Source organism: Deltaproteobacteria bacterium (assembly GCA_013151915.1).
Classification (GTDB): Bacteria; BMS3Abin14; BMS3Abin14; order BMS3Abin14; family BMS3Abin14; genus BMS3ABIN14.
Map to the genome: position 1 here is coordinate 1 of JAADHJ010000003.1, position 25,221 is coordinate 25,221.

The 25,221-nt window shown below is 54.8% G+C and carries 24 protein-coding genes; 8 read left to right on the forward strand and 16 right to left on the reverse strand.

Going from position 1 to position 25,221, the window contains the following annotated elements:
* Positions 1-214: 214 nt before the first annotated feature.
* Positions 215-961, reverse strand: coding sequence for a DUF169 domain-containing protein (locus tag GXP52_00520; GenBank protein NOY85770.1), 747 nt, complete (start codon positions 959-961; stop codon positions 215-217).
* A 247-nt stretch (positions 962-1,208) separates the two neighbouring features.
* Between GXP52_00520 and GXP52_00525 the strand changes: the two genes are divergently transcribed.
* Positions 1,209-2,186 (forward strand): hypothetical protein, encoded by a 978-nt coding sequence (locus GXP52_00525; protein NOY85771.1) that lies wholly within the window; start codon positions 1,209-1,211, stop codon positions 2,184-2,186.
* A 365-nt stretch (positions 2,187-2,551) separates the two neighbouring features.
* Here GXP52_00525 and GXP52_00530 read toward each other — a convergent pair whose 3' ends face one another.
* The 14 genes from GXP52_00530 to rsxA all read right to left on the reverse strand — a co-directional run bounded on the left by GXP52_00530 (position 2,552) and on the right by rsxA (position 17,926).
* Positions 2,552-3,511: a tetratricopeptide repeat protein gene (locus GXP52_00530; protein ID NOY85772.1), complete on the reverse strand. Its 960-nt coding sequence runs from the start codon at positions 3,509-3,511 to the stop codon at positions 2,552-2,554.
* Positions 3,508-4,944: a hypothetical protein gene (locus GXP52_00535; protein NOY85773.1), complete on the reverse strand. Its 1,437-nt coding sequence runs from the start codon at positions 4,942-4,944 to the stop codon at positions 3,508-3,510. Before GXP52_00535 ends, GXP52_00530 begins: the two co-directional genes overlap by 4 nt.
* Positions 4,945-5,134: 190 nt before the next feature.
* On the reverse strand, positions 5,135-6,862 hold the full coding sequence (locus tag GXP52_00540) for an HD domain-containing protein (protein NOY85774.1): 1,728 nt from the start codon (positions 6,860-6,862) through the stop codon (positions 5,135-5,137).
* Positions 6,859-8,253, reverse strand: coding sequence for a TldD/PmbA family protein (locus GXP52_00545; GenBank protein ID NOY85775.1), 1,395 nt, complete (start codon positions 8,251-8,253; stop codon positions 6,859-6,861). Before GXP52_00545 ends, GXP52_00540 begins: the two co-directional genes overlap by 4 nt.
* Positions 8,254-8,387: 134 nt before the next feature.
* Positions 8,388-9,566: a DDE-type integrase/transposase/recombinase gene (locus GXP52_00550; protein ID NOY85776.1), complete on the reverse strand. Its 1,179-nt coding sequence runs from the start codon at positions 9,564-9,566 to the stop codon at positions 8,388-8,390.
* A gap of 211 nt (positions 9,567-9,777) precedes the next feature.
* Positions 9,778-10,809: an endolytic transglycosylase MltG gene (gene mltG, locus GXP52_00555; protein ID NOY85777.1), complete on the reverse strand. Its 1,032-nt coding sequence runs from the start codon at positions 10,807-10,809 to the stop codon at positions 9,778-9,780.
* Positions 10,806-11,234 (reverse strand): Holliday junction resolvase RuvX, encoded by a 429-nt coding sequence (gene ruvX / locus GXP52_00560; GenBank protein NOY85778.1) that lies wholly within the window; start codon positions 11,232-11,234, stop codon positions 10,806-10,808. Before ruvX ends, mltG begins: the two co-directional genes overlap by 4 nt.
* Positions 11,235-11,237: 3 nt before the next feature.
* Complete coding sequence (gene hemB, locus GXP52_00565; protein NOY85779.1) at positions 11,238-12,221, reverse strand: porphobilinogen synthase; 984 nt, start codon at positions 12,219-12,221, stop codon at positions 11,238-11,240.
* A 3-nt stretch (positions 12,222-12,224) separates the two neighbouring features.
* Complete coding sequence (locus GXP52_00570) at positions 12,225-13,007, reverse strand: uroporphyrinogen-III synthase (protein NOY85780.1); 783 nt, start codon at positions 13,005-13,007, stop codon at positions 12,225-12,227.
* An 85-nt stretch (positions 13,008-13,092) separates the two neighbouring features.
* Complete coding sequence (hemC, locus tag GXP52_00575) at positions 13,093-14,031, reverse strand: hydroxymethylbilane synthase (protein NOY85781.1); 939 nt, start codon at positions 14,029-14,031, stop codon at positions 13,093-13,095.
* 149 nt (positions 14,032-14,180) lie between these two features.
* Positions 14,181-15,452, reverse strand: a complete 1,272-nt coding sequence (locus GXP52_00580) for a glutamyl-tRNA reductase (protein NOY85782.1) — start codon at positions 15,450-15,452, stop codon at positions 14,181-14,183.
* 9 nt (positions 15,453-15,461) lie between these two features.
* Positions 15,462-16,280 carry a c-type cytochrome biogenesis protein CcsB gene (ccsB, locus tag GXP52_00585; GenBank protein NOY85783.1) on the reverse strand — a complete coding sequence of 273 codons (819 nt, stop codon included), beginning with the start codon at positions 16,278-16,280 and terminating at the stop codon, positions 15,462-15,464.
* A 70-nt stretch (positions 16,281-16,350) separates the two neighbouring features.
* Positions 16,351-17,340 carry an RnfABCDGE type electron transport complex subunit B gene (locus GXP52_00590; GenBank protein ID NOY85784.1) on the reverse strand — a complete coding sequence of 330 codons (990 nt, stop codon included), beginning with the start codon at positions 17,338-17,340 and terminating at the stop codon, positions 16,351-16,353.
* Between the two features lie 7 nt (positions 17,341-17,347).
* Complete coding sequence (gene rsxA, locus GXP52_00595; protein ID NOY85785.1) at positions 17,348-17,926, reverse strand: electron transport complex subunit RsxA; 579 nt, start codon at positions 17,924-17,926, stop codon at positions 17,348-17,350.
* A gap of 749 nt (positions 17,927-18,675) precedes the next feature.
* On the opposite strand from rsxA, the gene ffh reads away from it, so the two are divergent.
* The 7 genes from ffh to GXP52_00630 all read left to right on the forward strand — a co-directional run bounded on the left by ffh (position 18,676) and on the right by GXP52_00630 (position 24,603).
* On the forward strand, positions 18,676-20,013 hold the full coding sequence (ffh, locus tag GXP52_00600) for a signal recognition particle protein (protein NOY85786.1): 1,338 nt from the start codon (positions 18,676-18,678) through the stop codon (positions 20,011-20,013).
* Between the two features lie 365 nt (positions 20,014-20,378).
* Positions 20,379-21,848 (forward strand): NADP-dependent succinate-semialdehyde dehydrogenase, encoded by a 1,470-nt coding sequence (gene gabD, locus GXP52_00605; protein ID NOY85787.1) that lies wholly within the window; start codon positions 20,379-20,381, stop codon positions 21,846-21,848.
* Between the two features lie 124 nt (positions 21,849-21,972).
* Complete coding sequence (gene rpsP, locus GXP52_00610; GenBank protein ID NOY85788.1) at positions 21,973-22,254, forward strand: 30S ribosomal protein S16; 282 nt, start codon at positions 21,973-21,975, stop codon at positions 22,252-22,254.
* 56 nt (positions 22,255-22,310) lie between these two features.
* Positions 22,311-22,844 (forward strand): 16S rRNA processing protein RimM, encoded by a 534-nt coding sequence (gene rimM / locus GXP52_00615; GenBank protein ID NOY85789.1) that lies wholly within the window; start codon positions 22,311-22,313, stop codon positions 22,842-22,844.
* Entirely contained in the window at positions 22,844-23,566 is a 723-nt protein-coding gene (trmD, locus tag GXP52_00620; protein NOY85790.1) for a tRNA (guanosine(37)-N1)-methyltransferase TrmD, read from the forward strand. Before rimM ends, trmD begins: the two co-directional genes overlap by 1 nt.
* Positions 23,567-23,652: 86 nt before the next feature.
* Positions 23,653-24,000: a 50S ribosomal protein L19 gene (gene rplS, locus GXP52_00625; GenBank protein NOY85791.1), complete on the forward strand. Its 348-nt coding sequence runs from the start codon at positions 23,653-23,655 to the stop codon at positions 23,998-24,000.
* Positions 24,001-24,603 carry a ribonuclease HII gene (locus GXP52_00630; GenBank protein NOY85792.1) on the forward strand — a complete coding sequence of 201 codons (603 nt, stop codon included), beginning with the start codon at positions 24,001-24,003 and terminating at the stop codon, positions 24,601-24,603.
* A 310-nt stretch (positions 24,604-24,913) separates the two neighbouring features.
* Here GXP52_00630 and GXP52_00635 read toward each other — a convergent pair whose 3' ends face one another.
* A complete protein-coding gene (locus GXP52_00635; GenBank protein NOY85793.1) occupies positions 24,914-25,135 on the reverse strand; it encodes a hypothetical protein in 222 nt (73 codons plus the stop codon).
* Positions 25,136-25,221: the final 86 nt, after the last annotated feature.

Here is a 25,221-nt window from a genome sequence, read left to right on the forward strand (position 1 = left end):
CACGATGATGGCGAAAACGTTTACAAGCGTTCCTTGAAGTGGCATTTCGCTCCAGTCCAGGGTATTAAATCCGAAGTTACAGAGTCCAGAGGGCTAGACCAGTCCCTCTCTGCCTGCCTCCACAAACGCCATGGCCGGCAGATCGAGTTCGCCCAAGCGAAGGACGTCTGCTTTGTACCTCTGGACATTGGACGTTTTTTCTCTCGTCGGCCGTTTACCTCAGCCTTCTCTTGATCCTCTTCCAGGCCGGGGTAATCAGGAAGCTTTCGTCCATATCTTCCACCATCCTCCGGAAAAGCCTGAAGGGGACCGCCAGGGAAAGCCGGTTCGCCTCCACATAGGGTCTGGCCGAGATGTCGAACATGCCGACAACCGCCCGGGGTTCGGTTCGCCCCCGTTCCATCAGCGGGTACCTGATAATGCTCCCGCATCCCGAGGACTGGGGACAGATGACACAGTGTCGGTCGAACGAACGGAATGCCGCCAGGTGGACCAGGGCCGAGAGGATGTCGGGCGGGCAAAGCCAGGCTATGACCTCAGGATCTTCCTGCTCGGACACATGGTCAATTCTCTTTATCACCAAATATTTCCCCTCCGCGGCCGGCAGGGGCAGGTCTGTTTCCGATTCCTCCACGAGTTCCGGGGTGGCTTTAAGCCGTAAGCCTCTCCCTTTCCCTTCAAAACCGCAGGAGAGAAAAAATTTCAGGTCCGGGTCGGGTTCCGTGGAAAACCCGGAGTATCTGAGCCCTCCCCCGCATCCGATGGTCCCGGCGCCAAACGCAATAGTCCTCCCCCCAAAGGTCTCTCCAAGACGGCTGATCATACACGCAAAACCTTTTTTTGGCCTAAGGAATTCCGAGTAGCTTTCATCATTCGAATAGAAGATGGCAATGGGCAGGTCCGCTTCAGGGAAATACTTTTCATTGCGGTCGAGGAATCCTTTCTTTAACGCTGCTTCCATGGGTGCTCCATATTCATATTTGTTAAACCCTGTGTCCCCATGGTGAGTTTTCCCCCGGGATTATCGTCAAAAGGTGAAAACCTTGTAATTATATCCTCTGACAATGATTTTGACACCATTGTTTTGAAACCCGTTCTTTCAATCAGGATAAGAGGCGCTTCGATATTATTTTCCTGTTTTTTATTATATCATGCTGCGCTGTCGGAATGATTCCTATCCTATCCAGGGAAAGAGAGCTGGGATATACATGACCTTTCGCACTCCTCCGGTCTGCCTGATGGCAATGTTGTTGATTTCTCTTGTCATTTTTCCGGTTACCTCATCGATATGCATTGCCGGGGCCGCGGACGAGCAGGAAGGAGAAAGTACTCCGAACTGGCTGGACCGGGCCCAGGGCGCTATCTCCAAAAGCGTTTACAACCAGGCGGTCTGGTTCGACAACTTCTTCGGCAGCAAACTGGCCGACGAGGAAGGCTATCCTGCCACCTTCGGTCGCATACGCTTTTCCCTCCGTTGGAGCGAAGACGAGCATTGGGCCTACAGAACTCAGTTTCACCTCCAGGTTCACCTTCCGAAGGTATCCGGCAGGCTGAAGGTTATAGTCACGGGAAAGGATGAGGGGAATATCAACGTGGTTCTGCCGGGTGATCCTGCCCAGGAGAATACGGGCACCGGCACCAATATCGCGCTTCGCTACGAGGTTGCCAAGACCAGGAAATCCAAGCTCAGTACCAGCCTCGGGATGAGTTCATCCCTGGAGCCATATGTCCGTGCAAGGTACCGACATATGATTTCCCTGGGCACGGCAGGTCTCTCGCGGCTGACGGAGACGGCCTACTACCGGTTGGAACGTGGCTTCGAGGAAACAAGCCGTGTGGATCTGGAAAAGTTCCTGGATCCCGAGACGTTGCTCAGATGGACCAACTCTGGAAAATGGTCAGAGGAGAACCGGGGCGCCGGCCTGGAATGGTTCTCGGAGTTTGTGTTTTTTCACAGGCTTACCCCGAAAGACGCATTGACCTACAGGCTCAGGGCATCGGGTATTACTCAGCCCGGCCCTCTGGTTAAAACGTACCGGGCCGACATGAATTTCCGCCGCAACTTCTACCGTGAATGGCTCTTCTACGAGGTCGAACCGGAGATACGATGGATTCGGGACGATTTCGGCGAGTACACCCCCGTTGGGGCCATCACCGCCCGCCTGGAAGTACAGTTCAGAAGATAGGTTGAAAAGCTTTTAACACAGGGTACACAGGGTTAGATGGAGTTACACAGGGTTAAATCAAAATTCTCATTGAATTGAGATCCAAAGATTTTGTCTCACGCCCGCTCGTCACACCCGTAAGGTGACTCACTGAAGAACGCGGAGCCCCCAGAAAAAACCGGTTAAGAACAAGCTGACCGCAAAGAAACCGTTTTTTGAACATACAAGTTAACGAAGTTTCGCGAAGTTTAAAACCAGGATTTTATGGTTAAGTCTCCTCTTGTGAAACCCTCTTTTAAAACCCCGTGGAGTGACCTGAAAGGGGTCACGCTGTGATAAATTAGCTTTTCAGCGTTCACTTTGCCAAACCATGCGGCGCCGGGCTACTACAGCCCCTTGATGGCCCAGATCCCTTCCTGGGCACGGTTTGCCCATTTCCCATAGGGTTCAAGGCCGATAACCCTTCCGTACTCCTCCGTGGCCTCCTTATAGCGGCCCCTCCAACGCAGGATTTCACCCATGTGGAAGTGGATTTCGGGAAGCCCGGGCTGGTATTTTATGGCCTTGATCATGGACTGGTAGGCCTCTTCGAACATCCCTTGTTTGAAGTAAACCCAGCCCAATGTATCGTAGAAAAGGCCATTCTCCGGTTCCTTGTCAATGGCCGCGTTGACGAGAGCAAGCGCGTCATCCATGTTGATTCCCCGGTTGGCGTATGCCCAGGCAAGGTTATTGAAAGTCTTCGCGTTGTCCGGATTCAACTGGAGAGCGGATTTATAATGATTGACGGCCTCCCGGTAACGGCCTTGGGACATGAGCGCTTCACCCAGGTTGTGGTGAAGTCGATCCATCGATGGATTGATCCTCAGGCCTTTCCGGTAGGTATTGATGGCCTCATTGACCCGACCGGTGCGATATTCCAGAACGCCGAGGTTGCTGTAGGCAAGGGCATACTCCTTATCCAGAGAGATGGCCCTCTTGAGCTCCTTTTCGGCATTCTCATACCTGTCTAAAAGCATGAGGGCTACGCCGAGGTTGCCATGGATCTCGGGGATATCGGGCTCCAGTTCAATAGCTCTTTTGAACTCCAGAACAGCCAGATCGATTTTCCCGAGATGGTAGTTGCACACCCCTGAATTGTTTTTAGCGAAAGCAAAATCCGGCGCATATTCCGCCGCCTTCTGAAACCTTTCGAGCGCCTGAGAAACCTTCCCCTGGGAATACAGGGCTATCCCAACCCCGTTGATCCTCTGGGCGAGGGCGAACTTTGAGCCCGAACCGGTGCAGGAAACAGTTGCCGGTATCAGCCCAACGACAAGAAGATATAGAGCCAGTCGATACTTCATCGAATGACTCTCTGCCGTAACAGAACGTTCCCCGCGGGGTCCGTGGCCTTGATACTGATGGCGTCATGCCCCTTCGCCAGGGTGAGGAAGGATCGGAAGACCCCGTCGGGAGGAAGGGCGACGGGTTTCCCGTTAAGAACCAGTCTGCTTCCCGGCTCAACCGCTCCCGACACGTAAATCCGCTCTCCCGATGGGTCACTGAAGACTATGGGATCGCTCATGGAAAAGTAGGGGGGAGTTCTGTCCTGGGCGCTCCGAAACACAAGGAATGATGAAAAGAGGCTCTCTCTCCCCCTGCTGTCGACGCTGCTCACTCTCCAGTAATAGAGGCCTGGTTTCAGATTTCTTACACGGACGCTTGTTCCCTTGACACCTGCCCTGTCGCTGATGATGTTGGAAAAATACCGATCGGTACCAACAACCAGGTGATAGAACCTGGCACCCGGGACCTTATTCCAGGAAAATCGCACGGAAATCGAAGGGGCCTTTGAGACCTTCCAATCCAGGTTGCCCGGTTTCAGGAGGACCGGGATCCCAAGGAGCTTCCCCCTGGATACGACCTTGCCTCCTTTTGCAAAGCGAATCACCTCGTTCTGGCCCAGGCGGATATCCCGGTTCCCCGCCCTGACGTTGACATCCCCTGAAATAAGTTTATATTCCGTCTCGTTGTTTTCGTTAACCCGAACGCTCATTCGGGCCTTCCGTACATGGGCAACCGACCCGGGGGTCTCAATGGTGAACCTGGACCCCTTTGCGGTTGGTCTGAGAATACTCGCCTCAACATCGCTTACGAGCAGCTTGATTGCGGAACTCTTCGTCCTGGTTCTTATATCCTCGCTGAGTTCGTCAATATGGACCAGGGAATCGGATTTAATGGTGAGTTGACTGCCGTCGTCGAACTGGACAACGCACTTTGAACCTGCGCGGGTCCGGACCGTGTCCCCTTTCTTGAGCTTCATCCCTCTTCTGGCCGGGATCCATTCGAGGGATCCTGCAAGGTTCACCTCCACCGTCCCACGTATGTAGCTCATGGACGCCAGCCGTTCCCGTCTGAAAAAATCATCGGAGCGAAGCCGCTGAATCGCTTTGTCGAGGGTGGCCAACGTCTGTTCGGCAAAAACCTGAGCTTCGGTATTCTTCCCCTTATCGTATGCCTTTCTTGCATGAAAAAGGGTCTCCTGCGCCGACTGGAAATCATCGAAGGCCAGATCCTTGATACCCAGGACGATGGCCTGATCGAACTGTTTTCCGGCCTTGGAGATCAGCTGCCTGGCCTGGGCTTTGGGGCTTAGAAGCTGCAGGTAAATGAAGGTCGCCAACGTGCATACGGCCAGGAAAACGAGCAGAAAACTCACCCAGAACTGGAGGGTACTGAAGGGGATGATAATGGTACGCCATTTAAGGCGTCCCTGCTTTTTTCGGGCCGATTTCACCACAATATTTCAGCCTCTATTGACCCTGCTGCAAAAAACACCCTATGGTGACCGGCCACTTTTCTCGATCTCCGGTCAGGTGTTGACGACCTCGCAAAAAGTCTCTTCGAGCCATTTTACGAGACGAGGGTAGCTTCCCCAGGATGTACTCTCCGCGCACATCCTGTTTGATGGACTTTTTGCGAGTCCATCAGGTATTGATAATCCTGGGATAGACCCTGATCATCGCGTCCACCACAGCGGGGTCATAACGGGTGCCCTGCCATTCGATCAGCCTGTCCACAACGAACTGGGTGTCCATGGCCTTCTGGTACAGGCGATCACTGGTCATGGCATCGAAAGTGTCGGCCACGGCGATGATCTTGGCGAGGAGAGGTATCTGTGCCCCGCTCAGCTTCTCTGGATAACCGGTGCCGTCCAAGCGCTCGTGATGATACTTGATGCCGGGGATAACATCCTTGAGTTGTCGGATATGTCCCATGATCATTGCTCCCCAGCGGGGATGCTGCTGGATGATTCCGTACTCTTCCCCGGTCAGCTTGGTGGGTTTTTTCAGAATACCATCCTCAATACCGATTTTCCCGACATCGTGCAGCAGAGCGGCGATATTAACCTTCTGCTGCTCGGATGGAGACAGCCCCATCTCCTTGGCGAGTTCAAGGCTGATCTGCGCAACCCTCTGGGAATGTCCCCTTGTGTAGGGATCCTTGGCATCGATGGCGGCCGCGAGAGCCTTTGTGGTGCTGATGAAAAGCTCCCTGAGGTTCTTGTCATGAAGCTCCACTTGGGATGCCATGTAGTTAAAGGAGTGGGCAAGCTGACCCAGTTCGTTCTTCGATGATACCTTTACCCGCTCGTGAAAGTTTCCCCTGGCCAGGGACAGTGCTCCCCCGGCAAGAACCCCGATGGGTCTGGCCAGCCGGATGGCAAGCAGGGTACTGGCTATCACCGCTGCAAAGATAGCGACGATGGCCCAGAGCAGGGTCTGAAATGTCATTTGCCGCAAAGTGATGTAGGCATCCCGGCGAGGTTCCTGGACAACCACTCCCCAACCCAGTCCCTTCACGTTGGCGTAGGAACCAACCATGTCTTCGCCCATCTTGTTTCTGAATGGTATGGTTCCCGCGCTGACACCTGTGAGCAGGTATTTTCCCACGATCTCAACCGAGCTCATGTCCTCGGCTTTGGCTACCCTCTCACGGTCCTGATGGGCAATGAGGATGCCCCTGCGGTCCACAACGTAAGCATTCCCCTGGCGGCGGATATTGATCCCCTCCACGATCTCCTGAACCCTTTGCAGGGTAATCTCCCCAAGAAGCATGGAGTGGATCACCCCATCCCGTCCGTAAATGGGGTCTCCAACGATGATTACCGGGACCTGCTGTTTAGGCGGCACCACCGGGTCACTGACAAAAGTTTTTCCAGCTATGGACTCTTCAATCGCTTTCTTTTTTAAGTTCTCGTCAATTGGGGGCACTTTGGAGCGCCCGACCCGGAAAACCCGGGCCAGTTCTCTGCCGTCGGACGAATACTGGGTAAGTCGGATGATTTCCGGAAACTGGTCGAGGTAGAAGATCATGGCGCGTTCCCTCTCGTTCCGGCTAAGGGGGCTGTCTCCGCCCTGACCCTTGGCGACCAGGGCCATGTCACCAAGAATGGTGGACATGGCCGTCGAGATCTCCCCCGCCGAGGAGTGCGCCACCTGTGAGTGAAGAGCCAGAAGCTCATCCTCAAGGAATGTCCTGTTGATTTTCATCAGCTTGTAAGAAGCCGCCAGGAGAGGAATAACTGAAACGGCAAGCGTCACCAGAAGAAACTGGTAGAGGATACGGCTACGTCTGGGCGGGACTTCCCCCCCGGGCTTTTCCTGGCCCGAGGGATGGCCAAACAGGTTTGCAATGGATCGGGGAATCTTCAATCGGCGCTACCTCCGGAGTCCCTTCCACCTACAACAATATCCGGTATTCTTAGCGTGGGCTGTGCGTCGCCCACCGGCACTCCCTGTCCTTCCTTGCCACAGGTTCCAAGCCCATACCCGAGATCACTTCCAACCATGTCCACACTCTTTAACACCTCCGGGCCGTTTCCCGCAAGGGTGGCGCCGCGCACCGGGTCGGCTACCATTCCATTCTCAATAAGGTATCCCTCACTCACCTCGAAGACGAAGTCACCCGTCACAGTGTTTACCTGCCCGCCCCCCATTTTTTTTACAAACAGCCCCCGATCGACCGATCGGACAATGGCTTCAGGGTCGTCTTTCCCGGGGAGGATAATCGTGTTGGACATCCTCGGGATGGGCCAGTGGCGGTAGGACTCACGACGCCCATTGCCGGTAGGAGGAACCCCGTCGCGAAGGGCGGTTGACAGATCATTCATATAGGCTTTCAGAACACCATCCTCCACCAGTACTTTCCGCCCTCCCGGCACCCCTTCATCGTCAATGTTGTACGAACCTCGCCGACCCGGGATGGTGGGATCGTCCACCACCGTGATGAGCGGACAGGCAACCTGCTGACCAAGCATGTCGGAGTAGACGGACAGTCCCTGGCCACTCAGGTCGGCCTCCAGTCCATGGCCGACGGCCTCGTGAACCATTGTCCCGCCCGCCTCGGAGGAAAGGACGACCATCATTCTGCCCGATGGCGCCTCGGATGCCTCAAGGCTGGAAATCGCCCTGCCAGCTGCCACCAGCGAGATCTCCTCCGGATCCAGTTCCCGGAACACCTCGAACCCGCCGATTCCTCCTCTGGGCTCATATCCCACCTGGAGATGCTGACCATCCGAGGCCACAACCTGAACCATGAAGATCCCGTGGGAACGGGTATCCTCAGCGAGTACGCCAAGGGAATTGGCGACAACGACACGGCTCACGCTCTCGCGGTAGATCGACTTGGCCTGGACGATGCGCCTGTCAAAATCCCGAGCCGTATGGAGGGCGGTGAGGACCATCCTCCCTTTTGCTTCCAGTGGAAGAGAGGATGGATCCTCCAGCATGGCGAGGCGGCCAGGGGTACGTCTCGACGGATCGGGGACCGAAACCGCCTCACCCCCGTCCGGTCCGGAGGCCAGATACCGAGCCAACTCCCGGAGGGCTTCGGGAGAAAGATCCACAGTAGCGGCAAATCGGGTTACTCCATTGCGAACGACTCGAAGCCCGGCTCCCCTCTCCCTTCCCGAGGAAACCCGTTCCATCTCCCGGCCTTCAGCCTCCAGCACTCTTGAGGTCGTGTCCTCGAAGTAGATATCGGCCAGTTCCCCGCCTGATGAAAGGAGTATCTTCAGTATTTCCCAGAGCAAAGCCGGATCCATAGTCATCGGTGTACTTCTCCTGTTTCGAGTTCCTAGTTCCTGGTTCCTGGTTCCTAGGTGTTGAGTGCCACAACATCGATAACACTTTTTGTGCCACAACATCGTGGACACTTTTCATGTTAGACCCGTTTTGTTTATCGTAACTTGTAGTAGTCAAATTCGTCGAACTGAACATTATCGTGAACGAGTTTTAATCTTTGTTCTTTGACATCGATAGTAGCCACCACGTACTCGTATTCCAGCTCCGGCGGAACCTGGAAGGTCTCCCCGAAGATGTCGATCTGAAGCGGGCTCCTGATCAGGCGGACCAGATGATAACAGCCTGCCTCCGGTTTTGGGAGTGGGTGAACAGGAGGTTTTTCTTTCTTGGGAAAGACCAGCGTTGCCCCGCTGGCGACCAAAGCCTTCAATGGGGTTTTACCTTCCAGCTTGCTGTAACGGTGTCGGTTGTTGTGCCTGTTCTCGAAGGCAAGGGAGCCTTTATTTAGCTCCTCCCAACTGGTCATGGTAACCTTGCGAAGGAACTTCTGTTCATAATGGTCGTTGAACCATTCGACCACACCGTTCCTCCATGGCTCTGCTTGGGGGATGAACCAGGGCTCAACACCGTTGTGCAGGCACAGCCGGATCAATGAGCCCATTCCGCGCGGATGCTTTCGGCTGCCGTAGAAGGACACCTCGTTATCGATCTGGAGGTTCTCTGGTATGCCAACGCGATTCCATATGCCCCATAAGCCATTGACAATGCTTTGGGAATCCTTGCCGGCAATCGGTTCAACACCACATCGGCCCGTGGCAAGATCGACAGCGTTATGACTGTAAAAGCGGATCGGCCCCTTCAAATAACGTGGTCCGACGAGATCGGCCTGATGGGTCTGGTTGGGTTTGTCACCCGGTAGTTTTGGATAAGGTGTCCCCTTGGGCTCATATGGACCTGTGCGCTTATGTGTCAGATCGTTCCGGGCCAGGACCCGATTGATCGTCCTCTCGGAAGGCAGGGGAGTCACATCAAGATCTTCCATCTCCCACAGGATGGCCTGGGCACCATAGAAAAGCCGGTCATTGCTATTGTATAACTCGAGACGAATCATTTTAATGATCTCTTCTATCTCCCTGGAAGTCCAATTGGGGTTGGTGACAGGACGGGTTGAATGGCTCTCACACCAGGTCGGATCATTCGGATCAAACCGGTTGACCCACTTGTAGAGCCAGAATCGAGACTTTCCAAGTGATGTGCAAATAGAGCTGGGCTTTTCGCCGTTCAGATATCTGCGAACGGCCAACCGCCTCTCGTACTTCAGATCCATGCTCATGAATACCTCCTTGGCAAAGAAAGTTTTCCATGAACATGAATGTAGCTACTATTCGATTGTCAAAGAACTTTGTTAGCGATGTTGTGGCACAGCTTTCTGTTAGCTATGTTGTGGCATTTAACACCTAGGTACTAAGCACCAGGTACTAGGCACTGGGTCCCAGGTACTGTTTTCTCCCCTCTGGACTCTGGACTCTGGACTATCAGGCACCTCATCGCATTTTATCCTTAAGCTGGTACCGCTTGACGGCCCTGTTGTGCTCCACCAGGTTTCTGCTGAAAACGTGGGAACCGTCTCCTTTGGCAACGAAATACAGATATGGCGCGTCCGCCGGATAGAGCGCAGCCTTCAGGGCTGCTTCACCTGGATTGGCGATGGGTCCCGGGGGCAGCCCCTTTCGAGTATAGGTGTTGTAGGGAGTATCTTTCCTCAACTCCTTCTTTGTCAGGTTCCCGTCAAAATCCGCGCCGAGCCCATAGATCACCGTGGGATCAGTCTGAAGACGATATCCCCTTTTCAGACGGTTGTGGAAGACGGCCGATACCATGGGCCTTTCCCTATCCACGCCCGTCTCCCTCTCCACAATGGATGCCAGGGTAACGGTCTCCAATTCGGTCATACCCATTTCGGCCGCCCGTTTTTTCATACTGTCATCGAACACACTCCGGTACCGGGCAACCATCTTGGCCAGGATTTCCTCCTCCGGCATCCCTTTGGGCCAGAAATAGGTGTCAGGGAACAGGAACCCCTCCAGCCTGTCGGCGGGAACGCCCAACGACCGCGAAAATGCCGGGTCCTCCGCGAGAGAGAGGAAACGCTGTTCATTCACGAGGCCTTTCGAATCCAGCAGCGCTGCTATCTGCCGGACCGTAAACCCCTCGGGAATGGTGACCGAATAGGCAACGGCCTTTCCCCTGGAAAGGACATTCAGCGCCTCAACCGGGGTCATGTCCGTCCGGAATTTAAGCTCCCCGGCTTGCACCTTTCCGGTTAAGCCTTTGATCTTTCCCAGCAATACAAATGACCTGATGGAACGGATAACCCCCTCGTCATGAAGTTTTTCAGCGGCCGATATCAATGTTGCGCCGCTCGGAATCTCGATTGCCACATCCCTGCCCGGATCCTCGGCCGGTGTATTCCAGGCCAGAAACAGGCGCGCGAATACCAGGGCCGCAATCAGGACCCCAATGAAAAGGAGAACAGGAATGTACCCCCTCTTCCGCCGTTTTCGGCCGATCCTCAATTTTCTCTCCACGAACCGCTGTCGAGGTAGGTCTGCAGGATGAGAGCCGCGGCGACCCTGTCAACCACATCTTTTCTCTTCCTCCTGGATACATCCCCACCTATGAGCACTTTCTGTGCCTCTGCGGTACTCAACCTCTCGTCCCATGTGACAACCGGGACATCCAGCAGGTTCCGAAGTTTTTCCACGATCTCCACAACCTTGTCGGCAGACGGCCCCTGGGTTCCATCCATTCTAATTGGAATCCCAACGACCACGCGTTCAACATCATGCTCATTTACCAGACCGAAAATCCTGCCCAGGTCCTTATTTATCGAAGGAGACCGAACAAGGACGGAGTGAGGCGAGGCGATGGTATGGCTCTCATCACTGAGGGCGATCCCGACCCGCCTCTCGCCCCAGTCGATCCCCAGAATCCGGGCCATGGATCAACCCCCATTCTTTTCCAGCAGCATGGCGGCCTCTTTGGCGAAATAGGTCAGGATCATGCTTGCGCCGGCCCTCCTGATGGATACCAGGGACTCCATCATCACTTTCTCCCCGTCGATCCATCCGAGCCTGGACCCGGCCTTGACCATGGAATATTCCCCGCTTACGTTGTAGGCGGCCAGCGGCATATCGAACCTATCTCGAACATTGGAAATAATGTCGAGATAGGGCAGGGCCGGCTTAACCATGATTATATCGGCCCCCTCCTCTATATCGAGCGCGGCTTCCCGCAGCGCCTCCTGGACATTGGGGGGATCCATCTGGTACCCTTTTCGATCGCCGAATTGGGGCGCTGATTCCGCCGCATCTCTGAAGGGTCCGTAGAAGGCCGATGCGTATTTTACCGCGTAGGACATGATGATGATGTCGGAGAAACCTTCATCATCAAGAGCATCCCTGATGGCTGCAACCCTCCCGTCCATCATGTCCGACGGTCCCACGACATCGGCACCGGCCATGGCGTGGGAAACGGCGGTACGAGCCAGCAGCTCCAGGGTCGGGTCGTTGAGAACCCGGCCATTCTCGATAATCCCGCAGTGACCGTGGCTGGTATATTCGCAAAGGCAAACATCGGTAATGACAACAAGATCCGGAACCGCGTTTTTGATGGCGGTCACCGCCTCCTGGACAACCCCGTGGGGATCATAGGCCTCGCTCGCCTGATCATCCTTCCTGTCCGGGATTCCGAAGAGAATCACTGACGGGATTCCCAGGGGAAAAACCTCACGGCACTCCTTTACAACTTCGTCCACCGAAAGCTGGTAGACGCCAGGCATTGTGCCGACCTCCCTGCGAACACCCTTGCCCCGTACCACGATCAGCGGGTAGATCAGGTTGTCAACCGAAAGACGTGTTTCCCTCATCATTCGTCGCAGGGTCTCCGTCCGCCTCATTCTCCGAGGCCTGTATATGGGATACTGCATGTCTCAACTCCCCCCTTTCGTCCCCTCGCTGAAAACGGAGGGGAGCATCTTAAGCATTCCTTCCACCGTGTAATCGTCGGGATGATGGACATTCACAAAGCCGGCCTCTTTGGCCACACGGGCGGTGGTTGGACCGATGCAGACGCACAAGATGGACCGAATGGATTTCACCCCGGGCAAAAGATCCACGATGCCATGGACAGAGGACGGACTGGTAAAGGTTACAACTCCTATGGCCTGACGATCGAGAAGCTCCCGCAATTTTGGGCCGCCGTCCCGGTTGCCCACCGTCCGGTAAAGGACCACCTCATCAACTCCGGCCCCTCTCCCGGCAAGTATGGAACCCAGCTCGAATTTGACCACTTCCGGTCTAAGGATAAGGTAGGATTTCCCCGTCAGGTCAGCTCCCAACAGGTCGGCAATTTCCGAACCCGAGAACCGTTCGGGGATTTTTTTTGTACGCCCACCGACTTTTTCCCACGCTGCAGCAGTCTTCGGGCCCACGCAAACGGCGCCTGGCAGGATGGAAGGGGAAAGCCCGGCGGCCTGGATGTGGCCGGAAAAAATCTCAGCCCCATTGGGGGAGGTAAAGATAAGAGCGTCGTAGGTCCGGATACGTTCCATGGCTTCCCGGAGCCCGGTCGGCCCGGGAAGAGGCAAAATGGCAATGGCTGGTATATGGTATACTATCGCACCCATATCCCCCGCTTTTTGGATCATATCATCTGCCTGATCTTTCGACCTGGTGACCAGAACACCGATCCCTTTCAGCAGCCCTTCGTTCATATCCTTATACCATTATTAGGGTCGTAAAAAGTCCATTCGTGGCTTTTTACTCAACGGAAAGCGAAAAATGTCATTTTCCCTTTCCTCAGGATATTTCTCTGGCGTAAATCTTCTCAAGGATCTCCCTTCCACCATGGTTGAGAATCTCCTCCGCAAGGCCGGTTCCCAGAGCCCGTGCCTCGGAAAAATGACCCCTGACTTCACTGAGAACAGTACACTTCCCATCCACTCCGGCAACCAGGCCCTTCAGGGTGAGCTGGTTATCGGCAAGGGTAGCGTAGGCTGCAATGGGGACCTGACACCCACCCTCCAACCGCTTGAGGAAAGCTCTCTCGGCCGAAACACAGACGGAAGTTGTGGGATCGTTCAAAAAAGAGATGCGGCCGAGAGTATCGGCATCGTACAACCTGGCCTCAATCCCCAAGGCTCCCTGCCCGATAGCCGGAAGGATAATGTCCGGTTCAAGTATCTGTGTAACCTCATTCTCCCAACCCAGCCTTTTGATGCCGGCGTAGGCCAGGATGATGGCATCGTATTGCCCTTCCTTCAGTTTCCTGAGTCGGGTATTGATGTTTCCTCTCAGGGGCTCCATTTTAAGGTCGTTCCGCAGGTGGAGAAACTGGGCCTGCCTGCGCAGGCTGCTTGTGCCTATCGTTGCCCCATGGGGAAGGTCATCAAGGCCAACGTTGTTCCGGGACAGGAGAGCGTCCCGGGGATCCTCCCTCCTGGAGGTCGCTACGATTCCAAGGCCGTCGGGGAACTCGGTGGGCACGTCTTTCATACTGTGGACCGCCAAGTCGATCAGACCATCAAGAAGGGCACTTTCAATCTCTTTCACGAAAAGACCCTTGCCGCCAACCTTGGCCAGGGGCACATCCAGAATTTTGTCGCCCGTGGTCTTGATCTCGACAATCTCCACATCCAGGTCCGGATGGGTCCTGACAAGGTTTTCCTTTATCCAATGGGCCTGCCACATGGCCAGCTGGCTGCCTCTGGTGCCGATCTTCAGTTTTTTATACACCAATTCCCTCCGAAAAATCCCCAGCAATTAAGAGTCCAGAGTCCAGTTGTCTTATCCCGTTGAACGTTTGAAGTTTGAGGCTTGACGTTGAACTTTCTTTCTCACGTTGAACGTTGAACATTGAACGTTGGTCCAGGTTCCACACTTCCCAATCAATCCTCCAGTCCGAAGATCTCCCTGATGGCTTCCAGAAGCTTGCTTCCGTCAGGGGAATGGGATGCCCGCTTGATACGGACGATGGGCCGGTGAAGGATCTTGTTGAGGATAGCCTCCGTCATCGCTTCAATCCTCTTCCTGTCCGCCTCGGAAAGATCCTCCATCCTCTTCATCGTCTTTTCGAGCTCTGACCTCCGCACATCCTCAGCCCACTCCTTCAGGGTTACTATGGTGGGGAAAACATCCCGCGACAACATCCAGTCATGGAACTGTTTCACCTCCTGGGTAACGATCTCCTCTGCGCGTGCGGCCTCCTTCTCCCTCGTTTTAATGTTCGCCTTGACGACCTCTTCCAGGTCATCTATGTCGTATGCATATACGTTTTCAACCTGGTTGACCGCGGGCTCGATATCTCTTGGGACCGCGATATCAATAAAAAACATGGGGCGGTGCTTCCTTCTTCTGATAACCCCCTGAACCATCTTCCTGTCGATGAGGGTGGTTGGAGCGCCCGTGGAACTGATGACGATATCCGCCATGTCCAGATGATTTTCAATTTCCTCCAGGGGAACGGCGGATCCCATGAACTCCTCGGCAAGGGCTTCCGCTTTCTCAAATGTCCTGTTGGCAACCATGATGTGTTCCACGCCGTTGGCCAGAAGATGTCTGGCCGACAACTCGGCCATCTCTCCCGCGCCTATGAGCATGATCGTTTTTCCCGCCAGGTCGCCGAATATTTTCCTCGCCAGTTCCACCGCCGCGAAGGAAATGGACACGGCGCTTGTGGCAATCCGTGTCTCCGTCCTGATCCTCTTTGCCACCGAGAAGGACTTGTGCAGAAGCCGGTTGAGGATGTTCCCGGTGACCTGTTCATGGGTTGCGCTGTTATAGGCGTCCTTGACCTGGCCAAGGATCTGCGGCTCACCGACCATCATGGAATCCAGACTGGATGAAACCCGAAAAGCATGCCTTACCGCCTCCTCGCCGGACATCATGTAAAGATGTGGGTCGAGCTGGTCCCGGGGGACATCATGGAATTGGGAGAGAAAGGCGGCGATTTCTTCATGAGCTGCGTCAATGCTGTTCTTCATAATACAGCTGTATATCTCAACGCGGTTGCAGGTCGAAACGATGAGCGCCTCTGAGACATGGGGACAGCTTATAAGAGCTTTTAATCCCTCCGACAGGCTATCGCCCGCGAAGGAGATTTTCTCCCTGACTTCAACTGGGGCCGTCTTGTGACTCAGGCCTACGATCAGGATGTCCATGGCTGTGGGTCAATTGTAGGAGTGAAGCCCGCTCAAGAGCAGGTTGACTCCAAAAAAAGTAAAAAGCACCGCCGAAAACCCGATAATGACGAGTATTGCCGCTTTACGCCCCCTCCACCCGATGGTCAGGCGGGTGTGAAGAAGAGCCGCGAAGATAAACCATGTGATGAGGGACCACGTCTCCTTCGGATCCCAGCTCCAATAGGCCCCCCAGGCATATTGGGCCCAGATGGAACCGGTTATTATTCCCAGGGTAAGGAGCGGAAACCCGATGCTCAATGCCCTGTAGTTGATGGCATCCAGGATTTCCAGACTGGGAAGGCGGTAATAAAAAGCGCCGGGTCTCTTTCTTTTGAGCTGTCTCTCCTGAATCAGGTACATAACACCCGAACCAAAGGCCATTGCAAAGAGGGCATCCCCCATAAAAGAAAGGCTGACATGGATGGGGAGCCAGTAGCTCTTGAGGGCGGGAGAAAGTTCGGCAATACCTTTGTCGGGTAGAAAGGCAGCCGCGGCCATGAGTATGAAAGAAATGGGGATGACAAACGCCCCCACCACCGGAACTTTGTACCTGGTGGTGATAAGCAGATACGCGATGATAATACACCAGGAAAAAAACATAAGCGATTCGTACATGTTGGTTCCCAGGGGCACCCCTCCCCTGATAAAACGGTCAATAAAAAACCCTGTCTGTGCGGCAAGGGTCAGGTAAAGGGAATACCTTGCAACTCGGGGAACAACTGGATTCTGATAAACAAGGAAGAGAAGATAATGCAGGGACGCGATGAACAGGAAGAAAAGAGCTCCGCCGAAAAAAACCACATCCATCATGATAACCTCAAGGGGTTTCCGCGATCAGCCCGCTTCCGAAGGACAAACACCTTCAGCGGTGGGTGCCCTAGGCAGTGGCCGTGGCTTCAGGCCCCGAATGGCTGATGGCATTAACAGGGCAGCGCGGCACGCAAAGACCACAGGCTGTGCAAAGATCGGGGTCCACAACATGCAGCTGCTTGGCCTGGCCGCTGATCGCGTCGAAGGGGCAGACTTTGGCACATATGGTACAGCCGGTGCACTCCTCCGAAATCACAACCGTAGTGCGAGGCAACAGGCCGTCCGTAATCGCATCGGTCGGACAGCGGGCGGCGCAGATTCCGCAATCCACGCAGGTGCCCGGATCTATGAAGGAAAGGTTCATATCGATGCGCGCGGCTTCTACGGGACATACTTTTTCGCAGATTCCACAACCGGTACACCCTACACTACAGACCGTCTTTACCCTGGGACCGGGGTCTTTGGAACTGCATCGGACGATGACCTGATGCTTCTGGCTCTCCAGGACAAGCACATCACGAGGGCAGGCAACCACACACTTGTTGCAGGCGGTACAAAGATCAGGATCGATAATCGGCAGGTCATCACTGCTCATGGTGATGGCATCGAACGGGCAGACCTTCTCGCAGGTTGCAAAACCCACACACGAATACCGGCAAAGTTTTCCGCCGCCGCCAACCAGGACCACGGACCGGCAATCCTGTATTCCGTCGTAAAGAGCTTCCATGACCGCTTTGCCGGATCCGCCTCCGCACTTGAGAACGGACACCTTGCGGTCAATTCCACCGACCTCCACGCCGAGGATTTCCGCCAGCTTTAACGCCACCGCCTCGCCGCCGGGAGCACATCCTGTAACCTCAGCCTCCTCGGCCAGAACACCCACGGCAAACCCGGAGCAGCCTGGATATCCACACGCCCCGCAGTTGAGTCCGGGGAGGGCTTCCTCCACCTCAACGAGCCTGGGATCCACCTCCACGTGGAACTTTTTCGAGGCGACCCCCAGGCCGAAGGCCGCGATGAAGCCCAATCCTGTAAGACTGATAATAGCCGCCAGCATATTGAGATTACTTTACCATCCCGGAGAAGCCCATGAAGGCGAGTGACAGGATACCGGCGGTGATGAAGGCGGAGGCCGTTCCCTTGAACGGCTTAGGGACGTCGGCCAGTTCCACCCGCTCCCTGATGCCGGCCATAAGGACGAGGGCCAAGGTAAATCCGAGGGAGGAACCGAATGCGAAGATGATTGTCGAGAAGAAATCAAGGTTCTTCTGAACGGTCAGCAGCGCCACACCCAGAACGGCACAGTTGGTAGTGATCAGGGGTAGGAAGATTCCAAGGGATTCGTAAAGCGCGGGGCTGACCTTACGGATAAACATCTCCACGAACTGCACCAGGGCGGCGATGACAAGGATAAACATGATGGTCTGAAGATATACAAGCTGAAAGGGGACAAGCAGGTACTCCTGGATGTTCCATGTCACGGAGGATGCCACGGTCATGACGAAGACCACCGCCATGCCCATACCGGTAGCGGTTTCGATCCTTTTGGAAACGCCCATGAACGGGCAAAGGCCCAGGAACCGAGCCAGAACAAAGTTATTGACGAAGACCGTCCCGATGATAATCAGAAAAACAGTTTTCACTGAATCAACCTCATCCAAGGACCCCTTTCCGGATTAGAAATGGTGTGCCTTTAACCTTGACAAACGCTGTACCTTCCCATATTTAACGCCCTTTGACAACCTCGTATTGGCGGCATCGGCGACGCCCCAAAGCGTAGACGGAAGCAATCCCGAAGGTCAAGAGCTAATTTACCACAGCACGGCCCTTCGCAGGCCGTTCCACCCTTCGACAAGCTCAGGGCAGGCAGGGTTTTAAAAGAGGTTCATCACAATAATGCGTACCTTATTGCATTAACACCAATTCGTCTCACGCCCTTCGCAAGCTCAGGGCAGACCGGGGTGGCTTCTTGGTAGACCGTGCGTACCGCAGAGAAATAGTTGGGTTTAGTCAAAACCTGATTACAGATTTTACTTTGCGGCCCTTTGCGGCAGCGCCTGAGAGTGGCGCACTCCGCGGCCCTCTGCGATAAAACCTGTGCTTTAGAGCTGTAACGCAGAGTTACGCAAAGGCGGCTCGATGGTAGGCCGTGCGTACCGCAGAGTTACGCAAAGAAGATCCAAAACCCATAAGGTCCTGGTTTTAAACTTCGCGAAACCTCGTTAACTTGTTTTGAATAAACCCTCATGTTACCCTGTGAAACTCTGTGCACCTTGTGCTAAGTTAGCTTTTTACAAAATCCGGTCATCCTTCAGGTACTCATTTCCAGGATGACCCTAACTTTCCATCAAATAACACTGATGAACCGCCAAGGGAACCTTCTGATATGGCTATGATGTTTCAGAATCTCACCGATAAATTTGAAAATATCTTCAAAAAACTCAAAAATAAAGGGCGGCTTACCGAAAAAGATCTCGACACCACCCTGAGGGACGTGAAGCTAGCCCTTTTGGAGGCTGATGTCAATTTCAAGGTCGTCAAGGACTTCGTGTCCCATGTTCGCCGGCGTTCTATGGGGGCCGATGTTCTGGAGAGTCTTACCCCCGCCCAGCAGGTAATCAAGATCGTCAACTCTGAAATGACCACCATCCTCGGGGGGGGGAGGGTTACTTTGGAGAGGGCCTCCGTCCCACCTTTGCGCATCATGCTTGTGGGGCTCCAGGGATCAGGCAAGACCACCACGGCCGCGAAACTCGGCCTTTTTCTGAAAAACGAGGGCCACAGGCCATACCTGATACCGGCTGATCTGAACCGGCCTGCCGCTGTTAAGCAGCTTCTGGATACGGCAGAGCGGGCGGGTCTTGCCGCCTTTTCCCCCGGCCCTGACGAATCATCGCCGGTTGCGATCTATAGAAAGGCCGCTGTCCAGGCCGGCAGGGCGGGAGCGGACACCCTTATTATCGACACGGCTGGAAGGCTCCATATGGACGAGGAGTTAATGGCCGAGGCTGCGTCTCTTGCCGGTGTTATCCATCCGCACGAGACGCTTCTGGTTGCCGATGCCATGACGGGGCAGGACGCCGTCCATGTTGCCGAAAAATTCAACACGCGCCTCGGCCTGACCGGGATCGTGTTGACAAAGCTGGATGGTGACGCCCGGGGCGGAGCGGCTCTTTCCATGCGCCGGGTCACAGGCGTTCCCATCAAATTCGCCGGCATGGGTGAGGCCATAGAGGCCCTGGAACCCTTCAATCCGGACAGGATATCCTCCCGTATTCTCGGCATGGGAGACATGCTCACCCTTATTGATCGTGCCGGGAAGGCAATGGAGGAGAAAGAGGCACTAAAAATTGCCGGGAAACAGATCAAGGGTGAGTTTGATCTGGAGGATTTCCGAGATCAACTCCGCCATATCCGCAGCATGGGTTCGATTCAGGATCTTCTTTCCATGTTGCCCATACCGGGAAAAATGAAAAAATCATTTGCGGGTGAAGCGGATGAAAAGGATCTGGCCAGGATTACTGCCATCATAGACAGCATGACCCCGCGGGAGAGGCAAAACCCCAGGATAATTAAAAGCAGCAGGAAAAAGCGGATATCAGCCGGGTCAGGAACAACGGTTGTAGACGTAAACCGGCTGCTGAAACGTTTTGACGAGGCCAGAAAGATGATGAAGATGATGGGGAAAGGACGTAGGATGAAGGGAAAAATGCCTTTCCCGACTGTTTAAGTCCCCTGAGCCGTTTGGCGCGGCGACAGGATGAACCAAAAATAAGGCAATATTGCATTTTGATGCAATATTGCCTTATTTTTGTTATGTTCTGAAGGCCGCCGTAAGCACTTAATGAGGTTTTACAGGCCTTTAGACTTAATGTTCCTACTGGCATCGATATTGCTTTCTTTAGCCCATCTGGTTCCAATGCCGGTGAAAGTCAAGGAGTTCACAGAATATTTCCATGGCTGGAGGAACGGGGCCGGGTTGTGCTGGACGGAACCGGAGATGAGTCGCTGGCTAATCCCAACATCAGGAAGGCCTACCTTGGGATCTGAGGGGGGAAGTGCCTGGCGTGGATCGGTACTATAGAGGAGGATAACATGGCGAAGTTAGATATCAAGGATTCCGGACTCTTTCGACAGCAGTGCTATATCAATGGTGTGTGGTGCGACGCCGACAGCGGGGATACCATTGAGGTCATAAACCCGGCCACGCGCCGGAGGATCGGCGCTGTCCCGAGAATGGGAGCGGACGAGACCCGCAGGGCCATTGATGCGGCCGATGCAGCCTTCCGTTCCTGGCGGAACCGAACTGCCCATGACCGGTGCCGGACCGTACGCAGGTGGTTTGAGCTCATCATGGAGAACCAGGAGGACCTGGCCGTGATCATGACCGCGGAACAGGGCAAGCCCCTGGCCGAATCCCGTGGTGAGATCGGCTACGGGGCCTCGTTCGTGGAATGGTTCTCCGAGGAGGGCAGAAGGGTCTACGGGGACACTATACCCCAGCACCAGCCGGGCAAGCGGGTCATTGTCATCAAACAGCCCGTGGGTGTCTGCGCCGCCATCACCCCATGGAACTTTCCATCCTCCATGATCACCCGGAAGGCAGCCCCGGCCCTGGCAGCCGGGTGTGCCATGGTCGTCAAGCCCGCTTCCTACACCCCTTATTCCGCTCTTGCCCTTGCCGAGCTGGCCGACCGTGCCGGACTTCCTCCCGGCGTTTTTTCCGTGGTCACCGGGTCCTCCGGCGCCATCGGGGGTGAAATGACCTCAAACCCCACGGTGCGGAAGCTTACTTTCACCGGGTCCACCAAGATCGGAAAGCTCCTGATGAAGCAGAGCGCCGACACAGTGAAGAGGATCTCTCTGGAACTGGGAGGCAACGCCCCCTTTATCGTGTTTGCCGACGCCGACCTCGATGCCGCCATCGAGGGAGCCATGGTCTCAAAGTACCGCAATTCGGGGCAGACCTGCGTCTGCACAAACCGGTTTCTCGTGGCCGAAGAGGTGTACGATGCCTTCACGGAGAAACTGTCCGGAGCGGTGAGGAAGCTGAAGGTCGGTGATGGGCTCAAGGGAGAGGTCCAGCAGGGACCCCTCATCGACATGGATGCGATACTCAAGGTGGAAGAACAGATTCAGGATGCGGTGTCCAAAGGAGGGAAAGTAGTCCGGGGTGGAAAGAGACACAAACTCGGCGGCACCTTTTTCCAGCCGACAATTATCTCCGACGTGACGACAGAGATGTTGATCGCCAGAGAGGAGACATTCGGTCCCGTGGCGCCCCTGTTCCGGTTCAGTACGGAAAAAGAGGCGATACAGATGGCCAATGACACCGAGTATGGCCTGGCGGCCTACTTCTATACCCGGGACAATGCCCGTGTATGGCGTGTGGCCGAGGGGCTGGAGTACGGCATGGTGGGCATCAACACGGGCCTCATTTCAACCACAGTCGCGCCGTTTGGGGGCTACAAGGAATCCGGCATCGGGCGCGAGGGATCAAAGTACGGCATCGAGGAGTACCTGGAGGTCAAGTACATGTGCATGGGGGAGATCGAAGGGACGTAGCTGACACAAGATGCCTTTCCCGACTTGACGTAATAACGTAAAAAGTTTAGAAGAAAGGGTTCGGGATAGGAAAGTTTTTCTGTCACCCTAACCGCAACCATACTGTTTTATCGGGAGGTAAGAATTGAGCGTCAGCATCAGATTAAGAAGGATGGGCAAGAAAAAGCAGCCCTATTACAGGGTAGTAGTCGCGGATTCCCGTTCCCCGAGGGATGGGCGCTTTATCGAGACCATCGGCACTTATGATCCCAAAAAGGACCCTGCCGAAATCACCCTCATGGAGGACAAGGCTCTCCACTGGCTGAGAAACGGAGCGAAGCCTTCGGATACCGTCCGGAGTCTTATGTCCAAGACCGGCATCCTGAAGAGATTCGACGAGGAGAAGAGAGCCTCCCTGGGCGACTGAGATCCAGCAGCCTGTTCTCCCCTTTTCCTGGGCCGGGTCTCCGGCCTGAGAATTTCATGTCCCGGGAATTTTTTCCAATAGCACAGATCGTGCGACCGCACGGGCGCAGGGGGGATGTCCGCCTGCGTCTGCTCACCGATCATCCTGAGACCCTGACGGCGGCGAAAAAAATATATCTCTGCCGCGACCCCGACGATACGGTGGAGGTGAAACCACTTGACGTCGGGTCAGTGAGAAAACACCAGGGTGCTTTTCTTATGAAACTCGACGGTGTGAATGACATCACAGGCGCTCAAGTCCTGAGAGGCTGGTACGTCTGCCTTCCCGAAGAGGACCTGCTTCCCCTGGCCGACGGGGAGTTCTTCCTGCACGATCTCATCGACCTGGAGGTCCGCGACCACCTTGGAAACAGCGTGGGCAGGACCGATCAGGTCATGGAGACGGGTGGCACGCCCGTTCTCGTTGTCCACGGCGCTGAGGGGGAGGAGATCCTTATCCCCTTCTCTCCGGAATCGGTCAGGGATGTCGATCTGGAACAGAAACTGCTGATCCTCATGCATCTCCCCGGCCTCCTGGAAATAAACAGGTGATGAATTTTCATATTCTGACCATCTTCCCCGGAATGATCAGGGGCGCCCTGGCTGAGAGCATTCTGGGCAAAGCCGTCGAGAAAGGTCTCATCAACCTGGACCTGGTGGACATCCGGGATTTCGCCGGCGACAAACATCGCATGGTCGATGACTACCCCTACGGCGGCGGGCCCGGCATGGTGATGAAGCCGGAACCCATCATCGAGGCTGCGGAATCCCTGGAAGTGCCGCCGGAAACCCCCTTCATTCTGCTGACCCCTCAGGGCCGGACTTTCAACCATGAGATGGCCCGGGATTTTTCCAGGACAGATGATCTGGTGCTGATCTGCGGAAGGTACGAAGGTGTCGACGAACGTATCATGGAGAAGCTGCCCATACGGGAGGTCTCAGTGGGAGACTTCGTACTGACCGGAGGTGAATTTGCCTCTCTCATTGTCATTGATGCGGTATCCAGGCTTATACCGGGCGTTCTGGGAGACGATGCGTCACCGCTGGACGAGTCCTTCGCGGACGGCCTCCTGGAGTACCCTCAATACACCCGTCCGGCGGAGTACCGGGGATTGAAGGTCCCTGAAATCCTACTTTCGGGGAACCACGGGCGTATCGAGGATTGGCGGAGAAGACAATCCATAAAAAGGACCCTGCAAAAGCGACCCGACCTTCTTGAGGCGGCGGATCTGGATGAAAAGGATCGTGATCTCCTGGATAAATTGAAGAAATAACATCTTGTCATACAGGATATTTTTTATATAATGCACAGTCCGCCCTCAAACGGCGGGGATTTATTCCATATACCAAGGAGATACACATGAACGTCCTGGAAATGTACGAAAAGGAACATATGAAGAGGGACATCCCCGACACCCCCATCGGGGCCACGGTCAAGGTTTACTACCGGATCATCGAGGGCGAGAAGGAGAGGATCCAGATCTTTGAAGGGGTTGTTATCGCTCGAAAAAGAGCGGCCTTGCGCTCCAGCATCACTGTGAGAAAAGTCACCAGTGGAGTTGGGGTGGAAAGGGTTTTCCCACTGCACACTCCCAAGATCGAGAAGATCGAAGTAACGCGCCTCGGGCGTATTCGCCGGAGCAAGCTGTACTACCTGAGAGCACTCCGGGGTCGAAAGGCCAGGATCCGGGAGAAGGGGCAGTACTAAATGGATGAGGCCCTCCGAAAGGAGGGTTATTCAATCATCGCAGGGGTGGACGAGGCCGGTCGCGGGCCCCTTGCCGGGCCCGTTTTCGCTGCGGCGGTTGTCCTGCCTCCAGACGCCGATCTTCCCCGCTTGCTGGATTCGAAGAAATTTTCCCCAGAGAAGCGAACCGCCCTTTACACCGAGATAAAACGCCAGGCGATCGCCTGGCATGTCTCCTTTGTGGACAACAACGGCGTTGATCATCTCAACATCCTTCGGGCATCCCTGGCGGCCATGACCGAGGCCCTGGAAAACCTGGAGGTCCCGCCGGACCTTGTCCTCGTGGACGGCAGGTATTCTCCCCTGACCGCCTATCCCGTGCGGTGCGTTACGAGCGGCGACTTTCTGTCCCAGTCCGTGGGGGCCGCATCCATCCTGGCCAAGGTCGACAGGGACCGGGTCATGGAGGAGTACCATTGCATCTATCCCCAGTACAGCTTTGACCGCCATAAGGGTTACCCCACCAAAGTCCACCGCCGCGCCATCGCCGAACACGGTCCGTGCCCAATCCACAGAAAGACCTTCCGAGGGGTCAAGGAGTTTCTCAAGTTAAAACAGACCTGACATTGCCGCCTCGATCATCCCACCGATGATCCCCGGAAGGGAAAGAGAGAAAAACATGACAAGGGGATATCACAGCAGAACGTATCTCGGCACGCCTTGGGCAAAAAAAACCTTGCATACCCCCAGGGGGTATGCTAAACAATTACCAAGAGGGTTACACAGGATCGGTCGTAGCCGGGTCCGTTATGGACCGATCGATGCCTGGGAGGTTACCAAGGATGGACCGCCAAAGATCGAAGTTACAGCAACGACCCCTTCTCTTAATCCTGCTGACAGCGGTGATGATCGCCGTTTTTTCCATCGCCGGTTTTCATGGCATGGTCTCTGTTGATTCGACAATGACCTGCCATGAGGCCGGTGTTTCCTTCTGCACAACCACCATTTGCGCAATTGTTCTCGCAATTCCTTTGCTGTTGGGAATATTGCTGTTTTCAACCGGCATTCCAAATCCAATCCCTTCATTAAAACCTGAACCTCTTTTCGTTTTCGAAAGACCCCCTGAAAAATAATCCCTCGTTCGAATTAATCTCACTGTAGCTTTGTCGGGTTTTAGGGAAGATTGCCCTGCAAGTCATTGACTTGAGCGCCCTTCAGTAGGCGCATTGATCAGTAGGCGCA